Below are 20,135 nucleotides of genomic sequence, written 5' to 3'. Positions count from 1 at the left end.
CCGCATATGGCCGATCGCAAGCTCTTCGCCGGACACGCCATTCGCCGGATGCGGCGGCAGGCGGGATTGACGCAAGCCGCTATGGCCGAGGTGCTGACGATCAGCCCGAGCTACCTGAACCTTGTCGAGAAAAACCAGCGCCCGCTCTCGGCCTCGCTGATCGTCCGGCTAGCAGAGAGTTTCGACTTCGATCCGCGCGCGCTGGCGGCCGGCGAGCCGGGCGGGGGCGAGGCTGCACTGCGGCGGCGGCTGGCCGATCCGATGTTTGCCGATCTAGAAATCGACCGCAACGAACTCGAGGAATGGCTGGCAGGCGCACCGGGCGGTGCCGAGGCCTTTGCGCGCGCGTTCGACCGGATCGGGGCAGGGGGCATCGATACGGCCATCGCGAGCGACCCGGTGAGCGAAGTGCGCCGCGAAATCGAGCGCTGGCGCGGGCATTTCGCCGATCTCGACGCGATGGCTGAGACGCTCGCCGACGAACTGCGGCTGGGCGCGGGCGATCTCTACGGCGCGATCGCCGAGCGCTTGCGCGTCAAGCACCAACTGACGATCCGCGTCCTGCCGGTCGATGTCATGCCCGACATGCTCCGCCGCACCGATCTCCACGCGCGACAATTGCAACTTTCGGAGACGCTCGATCCCGCCTCGCGCACCTTCGCGGTCGCGTTCCAGCTTGCCCAGATCGAGGCACGCGGGGAGATAGACGGGCTGGCCAAAGGCGCTGGCTTCACGGATCGCGCCGCCGAACGGCTCTATCGCCGCCACCTTGCCAGCTATTTCGCCGCCGCGGTGATGATGCCCTACGCCCGCTTCCTGCGTGCATGCGAGGCGACGGGGTATGACATAGAATTGCTCCAGCGCCGCTTCGGCGCGGGGTTTGAACAGGTCGCGCATCGGCTGACAACGCTGCAGCGGATCGGCGCGCGCGGGCTGCCCTTCTTTCTGGTGCGGATCGACCGGGCCGGGCAAGCGTCGAAGCGCTTTTCGGGCGCGAGCGGATCGCCGCTCGCCGAGGCCGACGGGCGCTGCCCGCTGTGGCGGCTGCACACCGCGTTCGACCGGCCCGGCGCGCTTGCCGTGCAGGTCGTTGAGCTCGAAGACGAGACGCGCTGGTTGACCATTGCGCGCACGGTGACCCCGCAAGGGCGGCGCTATGGTGCGGTGCCGGCGGAGTTCGCGGTCGGGCTTGGTGTCGCGGCTGCATTAGGGGGCACGATGGCGGTGGCGCGCGGGCTAGATCTGAAGGGCGAGGCAACGCCGATCGGCCTCGGCTGCCGTGCCTGCGGACGCGGCCATTGCCCGCAACGCTCGCTGCCGCCGGTTGGCCGGGCGCTGGTGCTCAACGAACGCGAGCGCGGGGTCAGCGCGTTTACGTTTGGCGGGGATTGAGGCGTGGGGAGGGCAGTGATCCGTGAAAAAACGGCCGCTATCGCCCAGGTGTGGGTCTTCCAACTGTGATCACGAGCGACCGATCTCTGCCCTTATAGCCATATGTTGGCGTTGGCAGCTGGCTCTTCATCAATTAGGCGGAGGCCTTAAGACCGTAAACCGTTGTTAACCACGCGAACCCCAGGCTTTCCAAAATTAGGGGGCTTTAGATGGCGGGATTATTTAAGCGGTTTTTTGCAAAGCGCGAATTATTGCTGACCGAAGTTGCGTCTGACCATGTGGAACGAATTCGCGAGATGATGACCTTCCTCCGTGAGGAATGTCCTGGTGGCTGGGAAAATGCGGAAAGCCGCTATGTGAGTGAACACGAGAGTTTCCGCGGGCGTCATAGCGAGGTGATTAGTTAAGAGCGGACGAGTGGCTCACCACCACTTTGGGAACCTCCGCTGTACGAGCGCGCAACCTAAGGCACCACCGCTGCCCGCGGTGCATGCAGCCCCTGGAGCGACCCGCCAATCATGCGCTGCCGTTCGATCGCGGCGCGGCGCAGCGTCTCGCGGGGGGAGCGGAAATAGGCGAGCGGTGTCATGCCCATATATTGGCGGAATTCGCGGTTGAAGTGCGACTGGTCGTAATATTCGTCGCCGAAAACCTGACTCAACGGCTGATCGAGATGATCGCTGGTTGCCTCCAGAGCGCGCAGGAAACGCTGCCGCCGCAGCAGCCGCTTCGCCGAAAAGCCAAAGCTGCGCAGACAGGCGCGGTGGAGCGTCCGGTCCGAGGTCTGCAGCGTCTCGGCAAGGGCGGCGACGCTGGTGTAATCGTTGGCAAGCAAGGCTGTATGGATCGCGCGGACCATCGCTTCGTCGTGTGACGGAGGGCCGATGCGGTGCTCCAGCAGATCGGTAAGATAGGCAATGCGTGCGGCTTCGTCGGGGAAAGCCAGCAGGTCGGGCACGATCGTCGCGGCGTCCTCCCCCAGAACGTCGCCGAGGTAGCCGACGCGGTTGGCATAATCGCGCGCGTCTGCACCGATCAGGCGAAACCAGCCGACCGGGGTTAGGCCGATGCCGATCATGATGCCGCCGTCTGCCTCGACCCGGCGCGTCCGATCGGTCGGGCCGTAGATGGTCGCACTGCGGATCGGATCAGCGGGCCCATTGATCGGGCAGGTGCGCCACGTGCCGCTAAGCACCAGCCGAATATTCGCCCATTCGGGGTGTGTATGGTCGAGCAACGGACGCGGGGCTTCGACCACGTAGAACGACGTAACAAAGTCATGCAGCATCGGCGGGGGACGATAGAAGCGCACACTCGGCATGCCTGTGGCGCTCGCGTCATCATCCATAAAACCGCCCCCGGTTATCGATCTCGACCTTCTGTCACCGCGAACGCTGCGTGGCAGAAACGTCCAATGCGGTGCCGATACTGTTCCCTAACACATCGTTTAACAAGCCGAATTCGGCCTGGATTATCGTCAGGGGGATGTATGAAGCTGAAGCCTTTTATCGCGATTTCCGCCGCCGCGTTGGCGCTTGCCCAGCCCAGCTTGATCGCCGCTGCGGGCGACGATGCGCCGCTCAAGATATCGTCGGGGCAGGCAGCAAAGGGCACCCAAGCCGTCGTGATCGGCGCGTTCAACGTCGGCTTCATTTTCTCCTCGATCGACAATGACAAGACAACCGGCGGGATGATCGGCGGGTTTGGCGGCACGACCCGCGCAAAGAGCGTGCTGGAAGGCGTGACGCGCGAGATGATGCAAGCCATCACCGATGCCGCCTATGCCGATTTCAAGGCGCAGTTGGAGGCGAAGGGCTTCACCGTCGGCGACGCCGCTGCCTTGTTCGCGAGCCCAGCCTTTGCGCGCGTAAAGCCAATTGCCTCGCCTTATGATGCCAAGGTCCAGCTCGACAAGAAAAGCACGGGGAAGGCGAGTTATTACAAAGCGGGGGTCTTGCCCGGGCTAGTGATGCTGCCCGGCGATGTCGTTGCCAGCGGCTTCAGCGGAATGGGCATGGCGATGTCGTCCGGCTACACCCAATCCGGCATGAGCGAGCATGCCAAAGCGAGCGGCCAGGCGGTTATCGACGTCACCTATCTGATTGATTTCTCCAATGCCAAGCGACCCGGAGCATTCAGCTTTGGTGGCGTAAAGATAACCTCGGGGATGTCGATTGTGGACGATTATTCGAGGATGAGCGTGGTCGGCGCGGGCGGCAAGATGGCGACGATTACGCTCAATCAGGCCGTCGCGGTCGAGGGCGATTTCGCCGATATGAAGGATGTGACGAAGGATGCAGGCCTTCAGAAAGCCGCCAACATCTTTGGCGGGCTTGCGGCTGCCGGCGGATTTGGCGGACTGAAGTTCGGCAAGAGCAAGACCTTCGCCTTTACCGCCAAGCCGGGGGTTTATGAGCAAGGGGCGATCAAGGCGGCAACGCTGGCCAACGCCCGATTGGTTGAGCAACTCGCGGCACTACGCTGAACGACTGTAAAAATATTACAGTGTTGCAAGGCGTTTCGGCGACGATTGACCGATAAACGTCGTTGTGGGCCAAAGATGGGGTGGTCTGCGTGTAAATTTCGGTACTGAGAAGGCACGCCATTGAGGAATTCGTGCCATGACCTATCAAACCGACATCGCGCAAACCGCCACCCTGATCCAAAGCTATGACGGTACGTGGGACGGCATCGACGCCGAGAGCGTTGCGCGGATGCGGGTGCAGAACCGCTTCCAGAGTGGGCTCGACATCGCGCGGTATACTGCCGCGATCATGCGGCGTGACATGGCGGCCTATGATGCCGATCCGGCGAAATACACGCAATCGTTGGGGTGCTGGCACGGCTTCATCGCGCAGCAGAAAATGATCAGCATCAAGAAGCATTTCGGGTCGACCGAGCGCCGCTATCTTTATCTGTCGGGCTGGATGGTCGCCGCACTTCGCAGTGAATTCGGTCCGCTGCCGGATCAGTCGATGCATGAGAAGACCAGTGTCCCGGCGCTGATCGAGGAACTCTACACCTTCTTGCGGCAGGCGGACGCCCGGGAGCTCGGCATGATGTTTCGCGATCTCGACGCCGCGCGCGCCGCTGGCAACCAGGTTGAAGAGCAGCGCTTGCTCAACGCGATCGACGGCTATCAGACCCACGTCGTGCCGGTCATCGCTGATATCGATGCGGGTTTCGGCAATGCCGAGGCGACCTATCTGCTGGCGAAGAAGATGATTGAGGCGGGTGCGTGTGCGCTTCAGATCGAAAATCAGGTCAGCGACGAAAAGCAATGCGGGCATCAGGACGGCAAGGTGACCGTGCCGCACGAGGACTTTCTGGCGAAGGTCCGCGCCTGCCGCTACGCCTTCCTGGAGTTGGGCGTCGAGGACGGGATTATCGTCACGCGGACCGACTCTTTGGGGGCGGGCTTGACCAAGCAGATCGCGGTTTCGAAGGAAGCGGGCGATCTGGGCGACCAGTACAATGCCTTCCTCGATTGCGAGGAGGTGACCGATCTCTCGACGATCAACGGCGACGTCGTGATCAACCGCGGCGGCAAGTTAATGAAGCCCAAGCGCTTGCCCTCGAACCTTTTCCAGTTCCGCAGCGGCACAGGCGAGGACCGTTGCGTGATGGATTGCATCGCGTCGCTGCAAAATGGGGCCGATCTGTTGTGGATCGAAACCGAGAAGCCGCACATCGATCAGATCGCCGGTATGGTCGACCGCATCCGCGAGGTGATCCCCAACGCCAAGCTGGTCTACAACAATTCGCCGAGCTTCAACTGGACGCTCAACTTCCGTCAGCAGGTTTACGATGCCTTTGTCGCGGCGGGACAGGATGTGTCGGCCTATGACCGCGCGAAACTGATGTCGGTCGATTATGATGGCACGCCGCTGGCCGACGAAGCCGATGAACGCATCCGCACCTTCCAGCGCGATGCAGCGGCGCGAGCGGGGATCTTCCACCACCTCATCACGCTCCCGACCTATCACACCGCGGCGCTGTCGACCGATAATCTCGCCAAGGAGTATTTCGGCGAGGCGGGGATGCTCGGCTATGTTAAGGGCGTTCAGCGCAAGGAAATCCGCGAGGGGATTGCCTGCGTGAAGCACCAGAACATGTCGGGTTCAGACATCGGCGACGATCACAAGGAGTATTTCGCGGGCGAGGCGGCATTGAAGGCCGGCGGCGCGCACAATACGATGAACCAGTTCGCAGCATAGGGCGAACGGCGTTCGCGGCGACACGGCCACGGTCGGTCGGCGGGGCCAGCAGCGCCGTCCGACGGCGCGGCGTCGCCGCGCCGGTTGCCGAGGTTGCACTTCCGGAACAAAACGCTTCCTTCGCGGCTTGTGCGGCGATGCAAGCCGCTCTCCCCACGTTCCCCGCGCGCCTTACTCCAGCGCGTACACGATGGCGGATCAACCTCACGTATTGGTGGCGGCACGGGCGTTGGCCTAAACTCGACGATCCGCGGACGTTTACCGAGCTGATACAGGCACGAAAGCTTGGTGGCGCGAACGCCACGATGGCGCGGATGGCGGACAAGGTGGCTGCGAAGCACATCGTCGCCGCGCAGCTGGGTTCGGACTGGCTGATCCCGACATTGTGGCATGGGGCCGATCTGCCCGAGCGGCCGATTTGGCCGACGCCGTTCGTGGTCAAGGCGCGGCACGGCTGTAATCAGACGGCTTTCGTCCTGGACGACGCTGCCGATTGGACCGCCATTCGTGCGCGGGCGAAACGGTGGATGGAGGCCGACTATGGCTATTGGCTGGACGAGGATGTGTACGCGCGCATCCCGCACGGGCTGATCGTCGAGCCGTTCATGGGGCCACCGCCGATGCTGCCGGTCGATTACAAATTCTACGTGTTCGGTGGGCGGGTCGAGTATGTGCAGGTGCATCTCGGGCGGGGCGGACGGCATCGCTGGATCTTGCTCGATCGACAGTGGCGGCGGGTGTCGGCGGCGAGCGTCGATCCCGACCCTGCCGCGCCCGTGTCGCTCGCGCGGATGGTCGCCGCAGCGGAAGTGCTGGCCGCGGGGCGTGATTTCCTGCGGGTCGATCTATACCAAATTGGCGGGCGACCACTGTTCGGCGAAATGACCTTCTATCCCGGCTCGGGGCTCGACCGGTTCGATCCCATTTCACTCGATCGCGAATTGGGCGAATGCTGGTTGCGTGCGTTGGCGCCGGAGCCGGAGCGAGTCGCAGCCTAGACTCCGGCGACGGTCAGCCGTTCTAGCTGCTCCGCAGTCAACACCAGATCCAACGACCCAAGCAGTTCTTCGACCTGAATTACGCTTGTCGCACTCGCGATCGGCGCGGTGATGGCGGGCTGCGCCATCAGCCAAGCCAAGGCGATCTGCGCCAGAGTTGCGCCGGTTTCCGCGGCCACGCCATCCATTGCGGCGAGCACGGTTGGGCCGGTACCGTCCATGAACGCCTGCATCCGCCCGCCGCGCACGCTCTTGCTGAAATCGGCGGCGCTGCGATATTTCCCGGTGAGATAGCCCGAGGCGATGCCGTAATAGGGAATGGCGCCGATATTGTGCTCGACGCAGTAATTTTGCAGCTCACCTTCGAATTTTTGGCGGCTCACCAGGTTATATTCGGGTTGCAGCACGTGATAATGCGGCAGGCCGTGGGCGCGGGCGGCGTCGTTCGCGGATTTCAGGCGCGCGGCGTGGAAATTGGACGCGCCGAGCGCGCGGATCTTGCCTGCGTCTATCAGCTTCGAAAACGCCGCGAGTGCGTCCTCCTGCGCCACCGCATCGTCATCCTGATGCGCGAAATACAGGTCGATCGTGTCGACGCCGAGCCGTTGCAGCGAGGCGTCGCAAGCCGCCGCGATGCGCGCGGGGGCGAGCTTCTCGCCGCCTTCGCCGGGCAGCATGCCAACCTTGGTGGCGATCTGGACTTGGTCGCGCTTGCCGGACTGCTTGAGCCATGCGCCGATCACGCTTTCGGACTCGCCGCCTTTGTGGCCGGGAACCCACGCGGAATAGACGTCGGCGGTGTCGATCATCGTGCCACCGCCTGCGACGAATGCGTCGAGTATGGCAAAGCTGGTCGCTTCATCCGCGGTCCAGCCGAACACGTTGCCACCCAGCACCAGGGGAGCGATGTGGAGATCGGTCGCGCCGAGGCGGCGTAAAGCGGTCATTGCGGTTGGCTTTCATTGCCGCCGTCGTCTTCATCGACGATTTCGGCGGCGTTGGTGTTAATCGTGTTGGCATCAAGCGAGGCGGCGGCATCGTTGAGCATTTTGTCCTCGCCTGGGGAAGCGCCCGTCGACGATGCGCCGCCGCTGCACGCCGCGATCAGGATTAGCGGCGTCAGGAAAACCGCCCGCTTCATTCCGCTATCTCGTTGCCTAAGTCTTTGGCCGCAGCGTCGGCGGTATCGGCAACGCGGTCGGCCTTGTTGCCGAGCACGTCGGCAACATTATCGATCCGGGTTTCCGCGGCACCCAGCGCGGCGTCGGTATCCGACACCGCCTCCGCCGCGGTCGCATTGGCATCGGCCTCGACCGTGTTGGCGGTGGCGGCGGCCTCGCTCTGCGCCTTCGGGCTACAGGCGGCTAGCGCGAGGCTGGTCAGTGCGATCAGCGGCAGGATGCGAGAAGGCTTCATGGAACGGCTCTCCTGATGGAAGCGGGGACGGTACCCACGCGATGAAACCCGCGCAATCGCTTCCGGGTTCGTAGCAACTGCGTTGACCTCATATAAAGATATCTTTATATGTGCTTCCCAGGATGGAAACGCTGTGACCCTCGCCCTCGATATCTTCCGCGCGCTGGCCGATGCGACGCGGCTGCGCATTCTCGCGCTGCTGCGCACGATGGAGCTGTCGGTTGGCGAACTCGCGCAAGTGCTCGGCCAAAGCCAGCCGCGCGTCAGCCGCCATGTTAAGATCCTATGCGACGCGGGCATTGCCGAACGTCGCAAAGAAGGGAGCTGGGTATTCGTGGCGCTTGGCAGCGGTGCGACGGTGGGGCCGGTGATCGGCGCGCTCGACCAATGGGCTGCGATCGAGCCCGATCATTGGGCGGTGGCCGATGCGGCGCGGCTGGCCGCGGTGCGCGCTGATCGCGCGGCGTCGGCGGCGAGCTGGTTCGAGGCGAATGCCGGGCAATGGGATGCGATTCGCTCGCTCCATATCGCCGAAAGCGAGGTCGAGGCGGCGATCTCGGCAGTGCTGGGCGATACGTCGATCGGACAGTTGATCGATATCGGCACGGGCACCGGGCGGATGCTCGAACTGTTTGCTGGCCGCGCCGAACAGGCTTTGGGGATCGATCGCAGTTCGGAAATGCTCCGTCTGGCGCGCGCGAAACTGTCCGAGCGCGGGGTGGCCAATGCCGAGTTGCGGCAGGCGGATCTCTACGCACTGCCGCTCGGCGATGGCGGTGCGGATGTGGCGATCATCCACCATGTGCTCCATTTCGCGCAACAGCCGGGCGCCGCAATCGCCGAGGCGGCGCGTGTCCTTGGTCCGGGCGGGCGCCTGCTGATTGCCGATTTCGCGGCGCATGACCGGGAGGAACTGCGCACCAAGGACGGCCATACGCGCCTGGGCTTCGCCGATGATCAGATGGCGACGTGGTTCGCGGCGGCGGGTCTTGCCCCGGCGCGGATCGAGACGCTCGGCGGTGGCGAATTGACCGTGAAATTATGGCTTGCGCGTAAAGTAGGCCCGGTAGTGAAAGAAGTGAGGGCGGCATGACGGTTTCAGTGAAGCAGATGGAGGAAGCGCGTCATGCGCTGGCGACGCCGCTGTTCGCGGATCTGGCGGGCGATGCGCGCGTGAGCTTCGAATTCTTCCCGCCCAAGACCGAGAAGATGGAAGAAACGCTGTGGGCTTCGGTGCAAACGCTGTCGCCGCTTGGGCCCCGTTTCGTATCGGTTACGTACGGCGCGGGCGGCACGACGCGCGAGCGGACGCATGCGACCGTGGCGCGGATCGCACGCGAGACGGATATTCCAGCGGCGGCGCATCTGACGTGTGTTGCGGCTACGCGCGACGAGATCGATGCGGTGGCCGATGCCTATTGGCAGGCGGGCGTGCGGCATATCGTGGCACTTCGCGGGGATTCACCGGTGCCGGGGGAGAAGTTCCATTCGCCGGTTGGGGGCTATGCCAATGCGGTCGAGCTGGTCGAGGGGTTGCGCAAGCTCCACCCGTTCGAGATTTCGGTCTCGGCCTATCCCGAATGCCACCCGGATTCAGTCGATGCGGCGGCGGATATCGACAATCTTAAGCGCAAGCTCGATGCCGGCGCGACCCGCGCGATTACGCAATTTTTCCACGAGGCGGAAACCTTTTTCCGCTTTCGCGATGCGGCGACCAAGGCGGGTGTGACGGCGGAGATCGTGCCGGGAATCATGCCGATCATGAATTTCGGCGCGGTGCAGCGGATGTCGGCAATGTGCGGCACGGTGGTGCCGCCGTGGATGGGGACGCTGTTCGAAGGGCTCGACGATCATCCCGCCGCGCGGCAGCTCGTCTCGGCGACGATCGCCGCCGAACTGTGCCGACGGTTGTATGCGGGTGGCGTGCGCGATTTGCATTTCTACACGCTAAACCGCGCGGAACTGAGCTTTGCGATCTGCCATCTGCTGGGCGTTCGCGCGAAGGCTCCGGTTCCTGCGGTGAAGGCGGAGGCCGCATAATTCCTCCCCTCCCGCGTGCGGGAGGGGGTTAGGAGGTGGGCTCGCGCTCGCCTCCGTCGTTTACCGCTCGATGAGGTCGGGCGCCCACCCCTCGGTCCCCTCCCGCAAGCGGGAGGGGAAGAAGGAAAATGTATGACCATCCGCGAAACATTTCTCGCCGAAGCCGCCAAGCGTATCCTCATCACCGATGGTGCGTTCGGGACCGAAATCCAGAATTGGAAGCTGTCCGAGGCCGACTATGCCGGATCGCTCGGCCTGGCCAAGGATCAGAAGGGCAATAATGACATCCTCGCGCTGACCAAGCCGGAGGTGCCGGAGACGATCCACCGCGCCTATTTCGAGGCAGGCGCGGACATTGCCGAGACCAATACCTTCTCCGCCAACCGCATCAGCCAAGCCGATTATGCCGCCGAGGGCCTGGTGCGCGAGATCAATGTCGAAAGTGCTAAGCTCGCGCGGCGGCTAGCCGATGAATATCAGGCGAAGGACGGCCGCCCGCGCTTCGTCGCGGGTGCGGTCGGGCCGACCAACAAGACGCTGTCGCTGTCGCCGGATGTCAACGATCCGGGCTTTCGCGAGATCGATTTTGACTATCTGAAAGACGTGTATCGCGAACAGATCGACGCCTTGCTTGAGGGCGGGGCCGATTTCATCCTGATCGAGACGGTGTTCGACACGCTCAACGCCAAGGCCGGGATCATGGCGGTGCTGGAGGCGGGCGAGGAGTTGGGGCGCGATGTGCCGATCATGCTGTCGATGACGCTCACCGATCTTTCGGGGCGCAATTTGTCGGGCCACACGGTCGAGGCGTTCTGGCACGCGGTGCGGCATGCGCGCCCGGTGACGATTGGGCTGAACTGCTCGTTCGGGGCCGAGCAATTGCGTCCGCATGTGCGTACGCTGTCGCAGATTTGCGATACGTTGATCATGGTCTATCCCAATGCCGGATTACCCAATGAACTCGGCGAATATGACGAAGCGCCTGCCACGACGGCGGGGCTGGTCGGGGAGTGGGCGCAGGCGGGGCAGGTCAACGTGCTTGGCGGCTGCTGCGGTTCGACCCCTGCGCATATCAAGGCGATTGCCGACGGCGTGCAAGGCGTCGCGCCGCGCGGCGTACCGGTGCCGCCTGTGGTCACCCGGCTCGCCGGGCTGGAGCCGATGACGATGGCGGCTTGATTCTTCTACCCCTCCCGCTTGCGGGAGGGGGCAGGGGGTGGGCTCGCGCTTTCCCCAATCGATACCGCTCGTTAGATCGGGCGCCCACCCCCAACCCCTCCCGCAAGCGGGAGGGGAGGAATTGCAGAATGACCACCACCACCGCCCAATTCGTCAACATCGGTGAGCGCACCAACGTCACCGGATCGGCCAAGTTCAAGAAGTTGATCATGGCGGGGGATTATCCCGCCGCGGTCGAGGTCGCGCGCCAGCAAGTGGAATCGGGCGCGCAAGTGCTCGACGTCAACATGGACGAGGGCCTGCTCGACGCGGAATATGCGATGGTCACCTTCCTCAAGCTGATCGCCGCCGAGCCCGACATCGCGCGGATCCCGTTCATGGTCGACAGCTCGAAATGGTCGGTGATCGAGGCTGGGCTCAAGTGCGTCAGCGGCAAGCCGATCGTCAATTCGATCAGCATGAAGGAGGGGGAAGAGCAGTTCCTCGCCCAGGCCAAGAAGGTGATGAACTACGGCGCGGCGGTCGTCGTGATGGCGTTCGATACGGTCGGGCAGGCGGACACGCGCGCGCGGAAAGTCGAGATTTGCGGGCGCGCGTATGACCTGTTGATGGGCATCGGTTTCCCGCCCGAGGACATCATCTTCGATCCCAACATCTTCGCGGTCGCGACGGGGATCGAGGAGCATAACAACTACGCGGTCGACTTTATCGAAGCCTGCCGCGACATCAAGCAACGCTGCCCGCACGCGCATATCTCGGGCGGGCTGTCGAACCTGTCGTTCAGCTTTCGCGGGAACGAGCCGGTGCGTCGCGCGATGCACTCGGTGTTCCTCTATTACGCGATCCCCGCCGGGCTCGACATGGCGATCGTCAATGCGGGTCAACTCGACATCTATGACGCGATCGACCCGAAGTTGCGGCAGGCGTGCGAGGACGTCATCCTCAACAGCGACGAGGGCGCGACCGAGCGGCTGATCGCGATGGCCGAGAGTTTCAAGGGTACCGATGCTGTCGCAGAGAAAGCGGCGGCGGAATGGCGCGGGTTGCCGGTCAACAAGCGGCTCGAATATGCGCTGGTCAAGGGCATCGACATGCATGTCGTCGAGGATACCGAGGAAGCGCGGCGAGCGATCTTCGACAAGGGCGGTCGCCCGATCGAGGTGATCGAGGGGCCGTTAATGGACGGCATGAACGTGGTCGGCGACCTGTTCGGATCGGGCAAGATGTTCCTGCCGCAAGTCGTTAAAAGTGCACGCGTTATGAAGAAGGCGGTGGCGCATCTGCTGCCCTTTATCGAGGCGGCGAAGGAGCCCGGCGCGCGCGGCAAGGGCAAAATCATCATGGCGACCGTCAAGGGCGACGTGCATGACATCGGCAAGAACATCGTCGGCGTCGTGCTCCAGTGCAACGGGTTCGATGTCGTCGACATGGGGGTGATGGTCCCCTGGTCCGATATCCTGAAGGCTGCGAACGAGAATGACGCCGACATGATCGGCCTGTCGGGGCTGATCACGCCGAGCCTCGACGAAATGGTAACGGTGGCCGAGGAGATGCAGCGCGCCGGCATGACGATGCCGCTGCTGATCGGCGGTGCCACGACGTCAAAGGTCCACACCGCGCTGCGCATCGCGCCAGCCTATAAGGGACCGGTCGTGCATGTGCTCGACGCGAGCCGCGCGGTCGGTGTCGCCTCGACGCTGGTCAGCGACACGATCCGCGACGATTTCGTGACCAAGACCGCGGATGAATATGAGGCTGTGCGGATCGCCCGTGCCAATCGGGGGCAGAGCGAGCTGGTGCCGCTCGCCAAGGCCCGCGCCAATCCGTTCGTCGCCGATATGAACCTGAAGCCGGGCGCTCCCGCCAAGCCCGGCGTACACGTGTTCCGCGACTGGGACTTGGCCGATCTGCGCGAATTGATCGACTGGACGCCGTTCTTCCGCGCGTGGGAGCTGGCCGGCAATTACCCCGCGATCCTGACCGATTCCGTGGTTGGGGAAAGCGCAACCTCGCTGTTCGCCGATGCGCAGGCGATGCTTAACAAGATCGTCGGCGAGAAGTGGCTGACGGCGCGGGGTGTTGCTGGCCTGTGGCCGTGCGCACGCTGGGAGGACGATGTCGTCATCGATTTGAAGGGCGATTTTAACGCCGACGAGTTGCGCGGGTTCGACATGCTGAATTTGGTCGACAGCAACGACATTGTTCGTCTGCCCTTCCTGCGTCAGCAGATCGCCAAGCGCGAAGGCCGTGCCAACATGTGCCTCGCCGATTTCATCGATCCCAAGGGCGACTGGATCGGCGGCTTTGCCGTGTCGATCCACGGCATCGAGCCGCACCTCGCCAAGTTCAAAGCGGCGATCGACGATTATAGCGATATCCTGCTCAAGGCGCTGGCCGACCGTCTGGCCGAGGCGTTCGCCGAGCGGCTGCACCAGCATGTCCGGCAAGACCTGTGGGGCTATGCGCCCGACGAACAACTGACCAACGAAGCGCTGATCCGCGAGCAATATCGCGGCATCCGCCCCGCGCCGGGCTATCCTGCCTGCCCCGAGCACAGTCTGAAGACCAAGCTGTTCGAAATGCTCGACGCGCATCATGCGACTGGCGCGACGCTAACCGAAAGTTTCGCGATGCTGCCGACGGCGGCGGTATCGGGCTTCTATTTCGGCCACCCGCAAGCGGAGTATTTCGGCGTCGCGCGCGTAGGGCCGGACCAGCTCGGGGAATATGCGGTCCGCCGCGGGGTCGATCTGGAAACCGCTACACGCTGGCTGCGGCCGAATCTGGATTGATAGCGGGCTTGGGTTAACCCTCAATTCGCCTTCACAAGCCGCGCCATGCGGCGCATTTCGGGTCGTAAAGGAGTTCCCGATGCGCCCGTTCTTGCCATTGTTCGCCCTCGCGCTTGCCGTCCCCGCTGCCGCGCAGCAGGGCCGCGCGCCGTTCACGATCCAGGAAACCGGCCAAGGTTTCCCGACGATCGACGATGCCGTGCAGTCGGTCCGGATGGGCACCGCGACGATCCTGATCGCGCCCGGCGTCTATCGCCAATGCACGGTGCAAGCGGGCGGAGTGATCACCTTCAAGGCGATCCAGCCGGGCACCGCGATCTTCGAGGGCACGACGTGCGAGGGCAAGGCGGCGTTTGTGCTGCGCGGGCAGGGATCGACCGTCGAGGGGCTGGTGTTTCGCGGGATGCGCGTCGCCGACGGCAATGGCGCGGGCATCCGTACCGAGATCGGCGATCTGGTGGTACGCGATTCGACCTTTCTCGATAGCCAGGAGGGCATTCTTGGCGGACATCCGTCGGCGCAGAAAATCACGATCGACCGTTCGACCTTCGCCGGGCTCGGCCAATGCGATGAAAGCCCGAGCTGTTCGCACAGCATCTATCTGTCCAATCAGGGGTCGGTCACGATCACCAATTCGCGCTTCGAACGGGGGACGGGCGGGCATTACGTAAAGCTGCGCGTGCCGCGCGTGACGATCGCCGACAACAGCTTCGACGATACCAAGGGCCGCAAGACCAATTACATGATCGACTTGCCCGAAGGATCGACCGGGCTGATCACGCGCAACACCTTCGTTCAGGGTGCGCACAAGGAAAACCACAGCGGCCTGATCGTCGTCTCGGCCGAGGCGAAGACGTACCGCGCAACCGGGCTGCGCGTCGAAGGCAATGACGCGACGCTCGCGCCGAATGCGCCGACCAACCCCGCCTTCGTCGCCAATATGAGCGGCGATCAACTTGCGGTCGGCGCGAACCGGCTTGGGCCGGGGATCCGCATCTACGAGGTCCGCTAAGGCGCGTTCACAGCCAATCGCGCGGGACGATCGGGGTCGGCGGGTACATCGCCATGTACTGAACCAGGCGGGGCGCGCGCCCATGATTGGCAGTGGCACCGTGTGGCAAGTCCGATCGCCAGATGATCAGATCGCCCGAATTGGCCGCGATCGGCACCGCCTGTCCGGTCAGATCGACCAGGCGCGGATCGCAGTCGCCCATGCTGTCGAGCCAAGCATCGAGTCTGTGGTGGAAACCGGGCACCAGCCTCAACGCACCCTGTTCGGGAGCGGTATCGGTTAGATACAGGATGCCCTGCGTCCCGAACGGGATCGGGCGCACCAAGCTGTCGTCCCAATGCAACGGTTGTCCGGCAAATTTCCAGTCGTGTCGCGCAGGAGGATTGAAACCCAGCCGATCGGTACTGATCCACAAATCCGAGCTGCCCCAAAGCTGTGCAAAGGCCTTGTGAATGCGTGGCGACTGCCGGATCGCATCCTGTTGCGGGCTCTGAAAATGCTGCACCATGATGCCGTTGTGCGACTTGGCGTACCAGCTTTCGGGGTCGTCGGGCGTCGCGCCGACGATGTCCCACACCAGCGCCGCCGTATCGTGCGCCAGCGCCGGATCGATCGCGCCCCGCAGGATGACGAAGCCGTGCGCCTCCCAATGCGCCAAATCCTCCGCCTCGAGCACCGGCGGCATCGCGTCGATTTCCGCCAGGCGCGCGGCGGTGGCGGCGGGCAGCGGCGTGCGGTCGAGCGCGGCGTGATAGCGGGCCACCCGATTCGGATCGGGTGGCCCCGCAGTCGCGATCACCCAATCGGCAAAGCTCGCCGGATCAGGGCGCGTCCGCCCAATATGCTGCATCGCCTGCTCGATCCCGAGGCCGAGCGTGTCCAGCAGCATCCGCCATTGATGCTCAGGCAAGCGTTCCTGCGCGCGTCCGCTCAGCCGATCGAGGTACGTCGCGATGCCGCGGATGTCCGCAAGCGCGTCCCTCACCGGCAGACCGCACCTGCTTTGCTCAGATCGAGGCACTTTCCGTCGATCTTCGGCCCAGTGATCCGCAAGCTGATCTGCCGCGCCAGCGTCGGCATGATGTCGACCGTCTCGATCCCGCCGGAATGTTCGAACCCGGTCATTCCCTTGCGCCAGAACAGGATCGGCACGCGGCGGTCGTAATCATACGGGCTGCCGTGCGTCGCGACATAACCCCGCGTCGGATCGGGGATCGGCGTCACGCGCGGTTTCAGGAAGACGAGCAGATCGCCCGATCGGCCCGCCTTGTACGACGCGCGGGCACGTTCGATCATGCTCCACTTCTCGGGCGGCCCCTTGGGAGCAGGCGCGGCCTGGAGTTGCGCGGCGGTGAACACCTCGGCCACTTGCGGCGCGGCCTTGTAGTACGCGACCGCCGCATCCTGCACGGCTTTGCGCTGCGCCGGCGCCAAGTCGCGCGCGATGTAGATATCGCCATTGGGAATGTCGCCGAACAGCACCGGCGTCGTGATGCCGAGCTTGGTCATAATCTGCTTGCCGACCAAAGACGGCGCTAGGTCGACCTTGACGCGCTGCGCATCGGGCAGACCAGCAGCGACTTCGCGCTCGGGGATATCGTTGCCGCCATGATCTGCGGTCAGCACGACTTCATAATCGACGCCGGTCGCATCGAGTACGGTGAAGAACGAGCCAAGCGTCGCATCGAGTTGCTGGAGCTGGATGCACATCTCGGCACCCTCGGTGCCATAGGTATGGCCGATATAATCGGTTGCCGATGCACCGACATCGATAATGTCGGTCGTCGGCCCGGTACCAAGCTTCATGTCCTGCACCAGCCCCGCCGCCAGCGCGACGATCGCGCCGTCGAACGCAGGAGAGGCGCGGAAGGCGGAGGCGTTGCCGGCTGCACGCTCGAAATGGCCGTCGCCGACGGTCTTGCCAGCGCCGATCGGCGTCGCGCGATCGTGTGGCTTGCAGATTTCCGGTACGTCGAGGGCCGCTTGCGGCGTGGCGATCTTCGCGGCGGTGGCGGCATTGGCGCGCGCGACCACGGCGGGCGTGGCGCGTCCGGCATAGCTGACGAACGCCTTGCCGTTCCACCACCACAGCTCGTCGACATTGTGGCCGCCCATCATCACGGCCGCGCGATCCTTGCCCGCAACCGACACGACGCGCGTCGCCGGGATCGCCGCTTTCATCCGCTCGCCCAGCGTGGGTACGAGCAGATGCTTGTTGGACACGGTATAGTTTGACGAGGTCGATCCGGGGACCGTCTCGTCTTCAGCGCAATAGACTTGCTTGTCGGCGCGCGTGACCGCGAGATCGGTCCAGTTATTGGCGATGATGCCGGTATGTTCGGGGCGGAAGCCGGTTAGGATCGTAGAATGGCCGGGACAGGTCTCCGTCGCGGCATGGCTTTGATATCCGCTCGGAAAGACTCCGCCTTGCTGCAATCGCGCGAGGCCGCCGGTGAAGGATTTGCGATATTCGTCGAACAGATCGGCGGAAAATTGATCGACCGAGATCACGACGATCAACTTCGGCGGAGTCGCGGGGGCTTGCGCGGTCGGGGGAGCGGCCGGTGCGGTATCGGCCCGGACCGGTGTGGAAAGCAACGCCAGCGCCAGAGCACTGACAGACGCGTATCGATTCATTCGACTTCTCCGAATTGGCGGCGGACCGATTGTGCCGCTATGGCGCGTCGAGGCTGGGCCGACAAGCGGACCAACGAGGATGTGCGATGCGCTGGTTTCATGACTTCATGGTGACAATGCTGGCGCTGCTGGCAGCCAGTGGCGCGCACGCACAGGAGGTGACGCCGGACCCCTATGGCAAGGGCCCGCATCTGGCGATCACGCTCGTCGCGGAGACGGAACGCCCCGCTGCGGGATCGACCGTTACGCTCGCGCTGGCGACGGTGCCGCAGCCGGGCTGGCACGGGTATTGGCAGAATCCGGGCGACGCGGGTTTCGCCGCGAAGCTCGACTGGACCCTGTCCAGCGGCGTGACGGCGAGTGAACCGGCCTATCCGGTGCCGGGCCGGCTGATTGTCGCGGATTTGATGAATTATGTCTTCGAAAAGGCGTATGCGCCGCTCGTCACGCTGAAACTCCCGGCCGGTCTGGCGGTGGGGACGCAAGTGCCGGTCAAGCTGCGCACCAATTACCTCGTTTGCTCGGCCGAAGTTTGCGTGCCCGAGTCCGCCGATCTGTCGACCGTGCTGACGATCGGCGACGGCGCAATCTCGAGTGCATCGCAGGGCCGCTTCGATGCCTGGCGGCGCGCAGTGCCAAAACCGCTCGATGCGAAAGGCGTGTTCCAGGCGAGCGGCGGGCGCATCCGCATCGCCATCCCCTATCCGGCCGGCGCGGCGCTGCCGAAGGATGTCTATTTCTATCCGATTACGACGGGCCTTATCGATTACTCCGCGCGGCAGATCGTCTCGCAGGATGGCGACCGGCTGGTGGTGGAGACCAAGGCCGCCGTACCGGGTGTTAGCGGGCCGCTGGTTGGCGTCGTGCAGATCGGCCAGCAGCAGGGCCTTGTGGTGACCGCCGATGCGGGCACGGTCGCGGCAGCAACGCAGACCGGATCGGCAGGGGTGAGCGGCGTGCTACTCGCGACACTGATCGCGTTCGGCGGCGCGATGCTCGGCGGGTTGATCTTGAACATCATGCCGTGCGTTTTCCCGATCCTGAGCCTCAAGGCGCTGAGCCTGGCGCGCGGCCATCTCGACGAGGGTGCGGCGCGGCGCGAGGCGCTCGCCTACACTGCGGGCGTGGTGTCCGTATGCGTCGGACTTGGCGGCGCGATCCTCGCGCTGCGGGCCGGCGGGACTGCGGTCGGCTGGGCGTTCCAGTTGCAAGACCCGCGCGCGATCGTCGTGCTGCTGCTACTGACGGTGGCGCTGTCGCTCAACCTCGGCGGATTGTTCGAAATTCCGACGCCGCAATTCGTCAACCGATCGGGCGGGGCAGGCGGTGCCTTTGCCACCGGTGCGCTCGCGGCGTTCATCGCGACGCCGTGCACCGGACCGTTCATGGGGGCGGCCCTTGGCGCGGCGCTGGTGTTGCCATGGCCCGCCGCGCTCGCGGTTTTCGCAGGGCTAGGACTAGGGCTGGCGATCCCGTTCCTGTTGCTCGGCTTCGTGCCCTCCTTGCGCAAGCGCTTACCCAAGCCAGGGGCGTGGATGGAGACGTTCCGCCATATCCTGTCGGTGCCGATGTGGCTGACGGCGCTCGCGCTCGCGTGGGTGCTGGGGCGGCAAGCGGGGGTCGACGGGCTGACGCTGGGCCTCGCGGCAGCGCTGTTCGCGGGATTCGCCTTACGGATCGGTGGACGCCGCCAGGCGCGCGGCTTGGCCTTCGGCTGGGTCGCGCTCGGTGCGCTGGCGGTGGTGACGGTCGGCGGCGCGGCGCTGGTCAGCCGCGCGCCAGCGGGGGCAGCCGTGGCCGAGGCGGGAAGCGAGGCGTTCACCGAGGCTAAGCTCGACGCCCTGCGTAAGGAGGGCCGCCCGGTGTTCGTGTATTTCACGGCCGATTGGTGCCTGACGTGCAAGGTCAATGAGAAGGTCGCAATCGACACCGATGCGACTCGCAAGAGCTTCGCCGATCACAAGGTTGCGGTGCTGGTGGGGGATTGGACCAATGGCGATCCGGTGATGGGCCGCTTCATTGAAGCGCATAACCGCGCCGGCGTGCCGCTGTACCTCTATTACGCGCCGGGCGCCGCCGAGCCGCAGGTCTTGCCTCAAGTGCTGACCCCGGCGGTCCTGGCCGTATTGGGGGGCTGATCACTCTTGTGAGGATTAACCGATTCCGGTAATTTCATCCAACGCATATCCTTTTAATTTTGCTGGTTATTCGCGCCGCGACCCCCGATGCGACCGCATTCGCTCGCTGCGCGGAGGCGGCGCGCAAAATTAACATCTGTCATGCGGGGCGTGGTGCGCTGATTTCCGTAAGTGGCGGCTATTCGACGCGCCTCGGGTTCAACAATACGCGTGAATACACGTTCGGCGGTGCGGTGTCTCAGCCCGGAACCGGTGGATGCGACTGGACTCCGCATACCCCCAAAGGGGCACCGGAATCCTGGCCGATCGATCAG

17 protein-coding genes are annotated in these 20,135 nt (G+C 64.2%); 11 read left to right on the top strand and 6 right to left on the bottom strand.

Annotated features, from left to right (window positions below; genetic code table 11):
* Nucleotides 1-6 precede the first annotated feature (6 nt).
* Both HMP06_RS06980 and HMP06_RS06975 read left to right on the top strand, forming a co-directional pair.
* Nucleotides 7-1,392: a helix-turn-helix domain-containing protein gene (locus HMP06_RS06980; RefSeq protein ID WP_176496445.1), complete on the top strand. Its 1,386-nt coding sequence runs from the start codon at nt 7-9 to the stop codon at nt 1,390-1,392.
* Between the two features lie 209 nt (nt 1,393-1,601).
* Nucleotides 1,602-1,799 carry a hypothetical protein gene (locus HMP06_RS06975; protein ID WP_176496444.1) on the top strand — a complete coding sequence of 66 codons (198 nt, stop codon included), beginning with the start codon at nt 1,602-1,604 and terminating at the stop codon, nt 1,797-1,799.
* A gap of 56 nt (nt 1,800-1,855) precedes the next feature.
* On the opposite strand, the gene HMP06_RS06970 is transcribed toward HMP06_RS06975, so the two are convergent.
* Entirely contained in the window at nt 1,856-2,680 is an 825-nt protein-coding gene (locus HMP06_RS06970; protein ID WP_176496443.1) for a helix-turn-helix domain-containing protein, read from the bottom strand.
* Between the two features lie 201 nt (nt 2,681-2,881).
* Between HMP06_RS06970 and HMP06_RS06965 the strand changes: the two genes are divergently transcribed.
* The 3 genes from HMP06_RS06965 (at nt 2,882) to HMP06_RS06955 (ending at nt 6,607) form a co-directional block, all read left to right on the top strand.
* Entirely contained in the window at nt 2,882-3,877 is a 996-nt protein-coding gene (locus HMP06_RS06965) for a hypothetical protein (protein WP_176496442.1), read from the top strand.
* Nucleotides 3,878-4,013: 136 nt separating this feature from the next.
* On the top strand, nt 4,014-5,609 hold the full coding sequence (locus tag HMP06_RS06960; protein WP_176496441.1) for an isocitrate lyase: 1,596 nt from the start codon (nt 4,014-4,016) through the stop codon (nt 5,607-5,609).
* A gap of 137 nt (nt 5,610-5,746) precedes the next feature.
* Nucleotides 5,747-6,607, top strand: coding sequence for an ATP-grasp fold amidoligase family protein (locus HMP06_RS06955; RefSeq protein WP_176496440.1), 861 nt, complete (start codon nt 5,747-5,749; stop codon nt 6,605-6,607).
* On the opposite strand, the gene HMP06_RS06950 is transcribed toward HMP06_RS06955, so the two are convergent.
* Genes HMP06_RS06950 through HMP06_RS06940 form a run of 3 tightly spaced genes read right to left on the bottom strand, consistent with a single transcriptional unit; the run spans nt 6,604 to nt 8,023 of the window.
* Entirely contained in the window at nt 6,604-7,554 is a 951-nt protein-coding gene (locus HMP06_RS06950; protein ID WP_176496439.1) for an aldo/keto reductase, read from the bottom strand. The genes HMP06_RS06955 and HMP06_RS06950 overlap by 4 nt on opposite strands.
* Nucleotides 7,551-7,748: a hypothetical protein gene (locus tag HMP06_RS06945; RefSeq protein WP_176496438.1), complete on the bottom strand. Its 198-nt coding sequence runs from the start codon at nt 7,746-7,748 to the stop codon at nt 7,551-7,553. The genes HMP06_RS06950 and HMP06_RS06945 overlap by 4 nt, the downstream gene beginning before the upstream one ends.
* Nucleotides 7,745-8,023, bottom strand: a complete 279-nt coding sequence (locus HMP06_RS06940) for a hypothetical protein (protein ID WP_176496437.1) — start codon at nt 8,021-8,023, stop codon at nt 7,745-7,747. The genes HMP06_RS06945 and HMP06_RS06940 overlap by 4 nt, the downstream gene beginning before the upstream one ends.
* Nucleotides 8,024-8,156: 133 nt before the next feature.
* On the opposite strand from HMP06_RS06940, the gene HMP06_RS06935 reads away from it, so the two are divergent.
* The 5 genes from HMP06_RS06935 (at nt 8,157) to HMP06_RS06915 (ending at nt 15,046) form a co-directional block, all read left to right on the top strand.
* The gene (locus tag HMP06_RS06935; RefSeq protein ID WP_176496436.1) at nt 8,157-9,116 is read left to right on the top strand and encodes an ArsR/SmtB family transcription factor; all 960 of its coding nucleotides are present in this window, start codon (nt 8,157-8,159) and stop codon (nt 9,114-9,116) included.
* The gene (gene metF / locus HMP06_RS06930; protein ID WP_176496435.1) at nt 9,113-10,063 is read left to right on the top strand and encodes a methylenetetrahydrofolate reductase [NAD(P)H]; all 951 of its coding nucleotides are present in this window, start codon (nt 9,113-9,115) and stop codon (nt 10,061-10,063) included. The genes HMP06_RS06935 and metF overlap by 4 nt, the downstream gene beginning before the upstream one ends.
* Before the next feature lie 132 nt (nt 10,064-10,195).
* Nucleotides 10,196-11,242: a homocysteine S-methyltransferase family protein gene (locus tag HMP06_RS06925; RefSeq protein WP_176496434.1), complete on the top strand. Its 1,047-nt coding sequence runs from the start codon at nt 10,196-10,198 to the stop codon at nt 11,240-11,242.
* Nucleotides 11,243-11,370: 128 nt separating this feature from the next.
* On the top strand, nt 11,371-14,034 hold the full coding sequence (gene metH / locus HMP06_RS06920) for a methionine synthase (protein ID WP_176496433.1): 2,664 nt from the start codon (nt 11,371-11,373) through the stop codon (nt 14,032-14,034).
* 79 nt (nt 14,035-14,113) lie between these two features.
* Nucleotides 14,114-15,046: a right-handed parallel beta-helix repeat-containing protein gene (locus HMP06_RS06915; RefSeq protein WP_176496432.1), complete on the top strand. Its 933-nt coding sequence runs from the start codon at nt 14,114-14,116 to the stop codon at nt 15,044-15,046.
* 7 nt (nt 15,047-15,053) lie between these two features.
* Here HMP06_RS06915 and HMP06_RS06910 read toward each other — a convergent pair whose 3' ends face one another.
* The gene (locus HMP06_RS06910) at nt 15,054-16,031 is read right to left on the bottom strand and encodes a phytanoyl-CoA dioxygenase family protein (protein WP_197940727.1); all 978 of its coding nucleotides are present in this window, start codon (nt 16,029-16,031) and stop codon (nt 15,054-15,056) included.
* Nucleotides 16,028-17,683, bottom strand: a complete 1,656-nt coding sequence (locus HMP06_RS06905) for an alkaline phosphatase family protein (RefSeq protein ID WP_176496431.1) — start codon at nt 17,681-17,683, stop codon at nt 16,028-16,030. Before HMP06_RS06905 ends, HMP06_RS06910 begins: the two co-directional genes overlap by 4 nt.
* An 86-nt stretch (nt 17,684-17,769) precedes the next feature.
* On the opposite strand from HMP06_RS06905, the gene HMP06_RS06900 reads away from it, so the two are divergent.
* A complete protein-coding gene (locus HMP06_RS06900) occupies nt 17,770-19,821 on the top strand; it encodes a protein-disulfide reductase DsbD family protein (RefSeq protein ID WP_176496430.1) in 2,052 nt (683 codons plus the stop codon).
* Nucleotides 19,822-20,135: the final 314 nt, after the last annotated feature.

The sequence above is a fragment of the Sphingomonas sp. HMP6 genome (assembly GCF_013374095.1).
Classification (GTDB): Bacteria; Pseudomonadota; Alphaproteobacteria; order Sphingomonadales; family Sphingomonadaceae; genus Sphingomonas.
Note: the sequence above shows the minus strand (reverse complement) of the source record. Positions and strands in the feature narration are given on the sequence as shown.

What these genes read in the sequence shown, in the direction of transcription:
- HMP06_RS06980 (WP_176496445.1), top strand. Translation starts at nt 7, where the DNA reads ATGGCCGATCGCAAGCTCTTCGCCGGACACGCCATTCGCCGGATGCGG.
- HMP06_RS06975 (WP_176496444.1), top strand. Translation starts at nt 1,602, where the DNA reads ATGGCGGGATTATTTAAGCGGTTTTTTGCAAAGCGCGAATTATTGCTG.
- HMP06_RS06970 (WP_176496443.1), bottom strand. Translation starts at nt 2,680, where the DNA reads ATGCTGCATGACTTTGTTACGTCGTTCTACGTGGTCGAAGCCCCGCGT.
- HMP06_RS06965 (WP_176496442.1), top strand. Translation starts at nt 2,882, where the DNA reads ATGAAGCTGAAGCCTTTTATCGCGATTTCCGCCGCCGCGTTGGCGCTT.
- HMP06_RS06960 (WP_176496441.1), top strand. Translation starts at nt 4,014, where the DNA reads ATGACCTATCAAACCGACATCGCGCAAACCGCCACCCTGATCCAAAGC.
- HMP06_RS06955 (WP_176496440.1), top strand. Translation starts at nt 5,747, where the DNA reads ATGCAAGCCGCTCTCCCCACGTTCCCCGCGCGCCTTACTCCAGCGCGT.
- HMP06_RS06950 (WP_176496439.1), bottom strand. Translation starts at nt 7,554, where the DNA reads ATGACCGCTTTACGCCGCCTCGGCGCGACCGATCTCCACATCGCTCCC.
- HMP06_RS06945 (WP_176496438.1), bottom strand. Translation starts at nt 7,748, where the DNA reads ATGAAGCGGGCGGTTTTCCTGACGCCGCTAATCCTGATCGCGGCGTGC.
- HMP06_RS06940 (WP_176496437.1), bottom strand. Translation starts at nt 8,023, where the DNA reads ATGAAGCCTTCTCGCATCCTGCCGCTGATCGCACTGACCAGCCTCGCG.
- metF (WP_176496435.1), top strand. Translation starts at nt 9,113, where the DNA reads ATGACGGTTTCAGTGAAGCAGATGGAGGAAGCGCGTCATGCGCTGGCG.
- HMP06_RS06925 (WP_176496434.1), top strand. Translation starts at nt 10,196, where the DNA reads ATGACCATCCGCGAAACATTTCTCGCCGAAGCCGCCAAGCGTATCCTC.
- metH (WP_176496433.1), top strand. Translation starts at nt 11,371, where the DNA reads ATGACCACCACCACCGCCCAATTCGTCAACATCGGTGAGCGCACCAAC.
- HMP06_RS06915 (WP_176496432.1), top strand. Translation starts at nt 14,114, where the DNA reads ATGCGCCCGTTCTTGCCATTGTTCGCCCTCGCGCTTGCCGTCCCCGCT.
- HMP06_RS06905 (WP_176496431.1), bottom strand. Translation starts at nt 17,683, where the DNA reads ATGAATCGATACGCGTCTGTCAGTGCTCTGGCGCTGGCGTTGCTTTCC.
- HMP06_RS06900 (WP_176496430.1), top strand. Translation starts at nt 17,770, where the DNA reads ATGCGCTGGTTTCATGACTTCATGGTGACAATGCTGGCGCTGCTGGCA.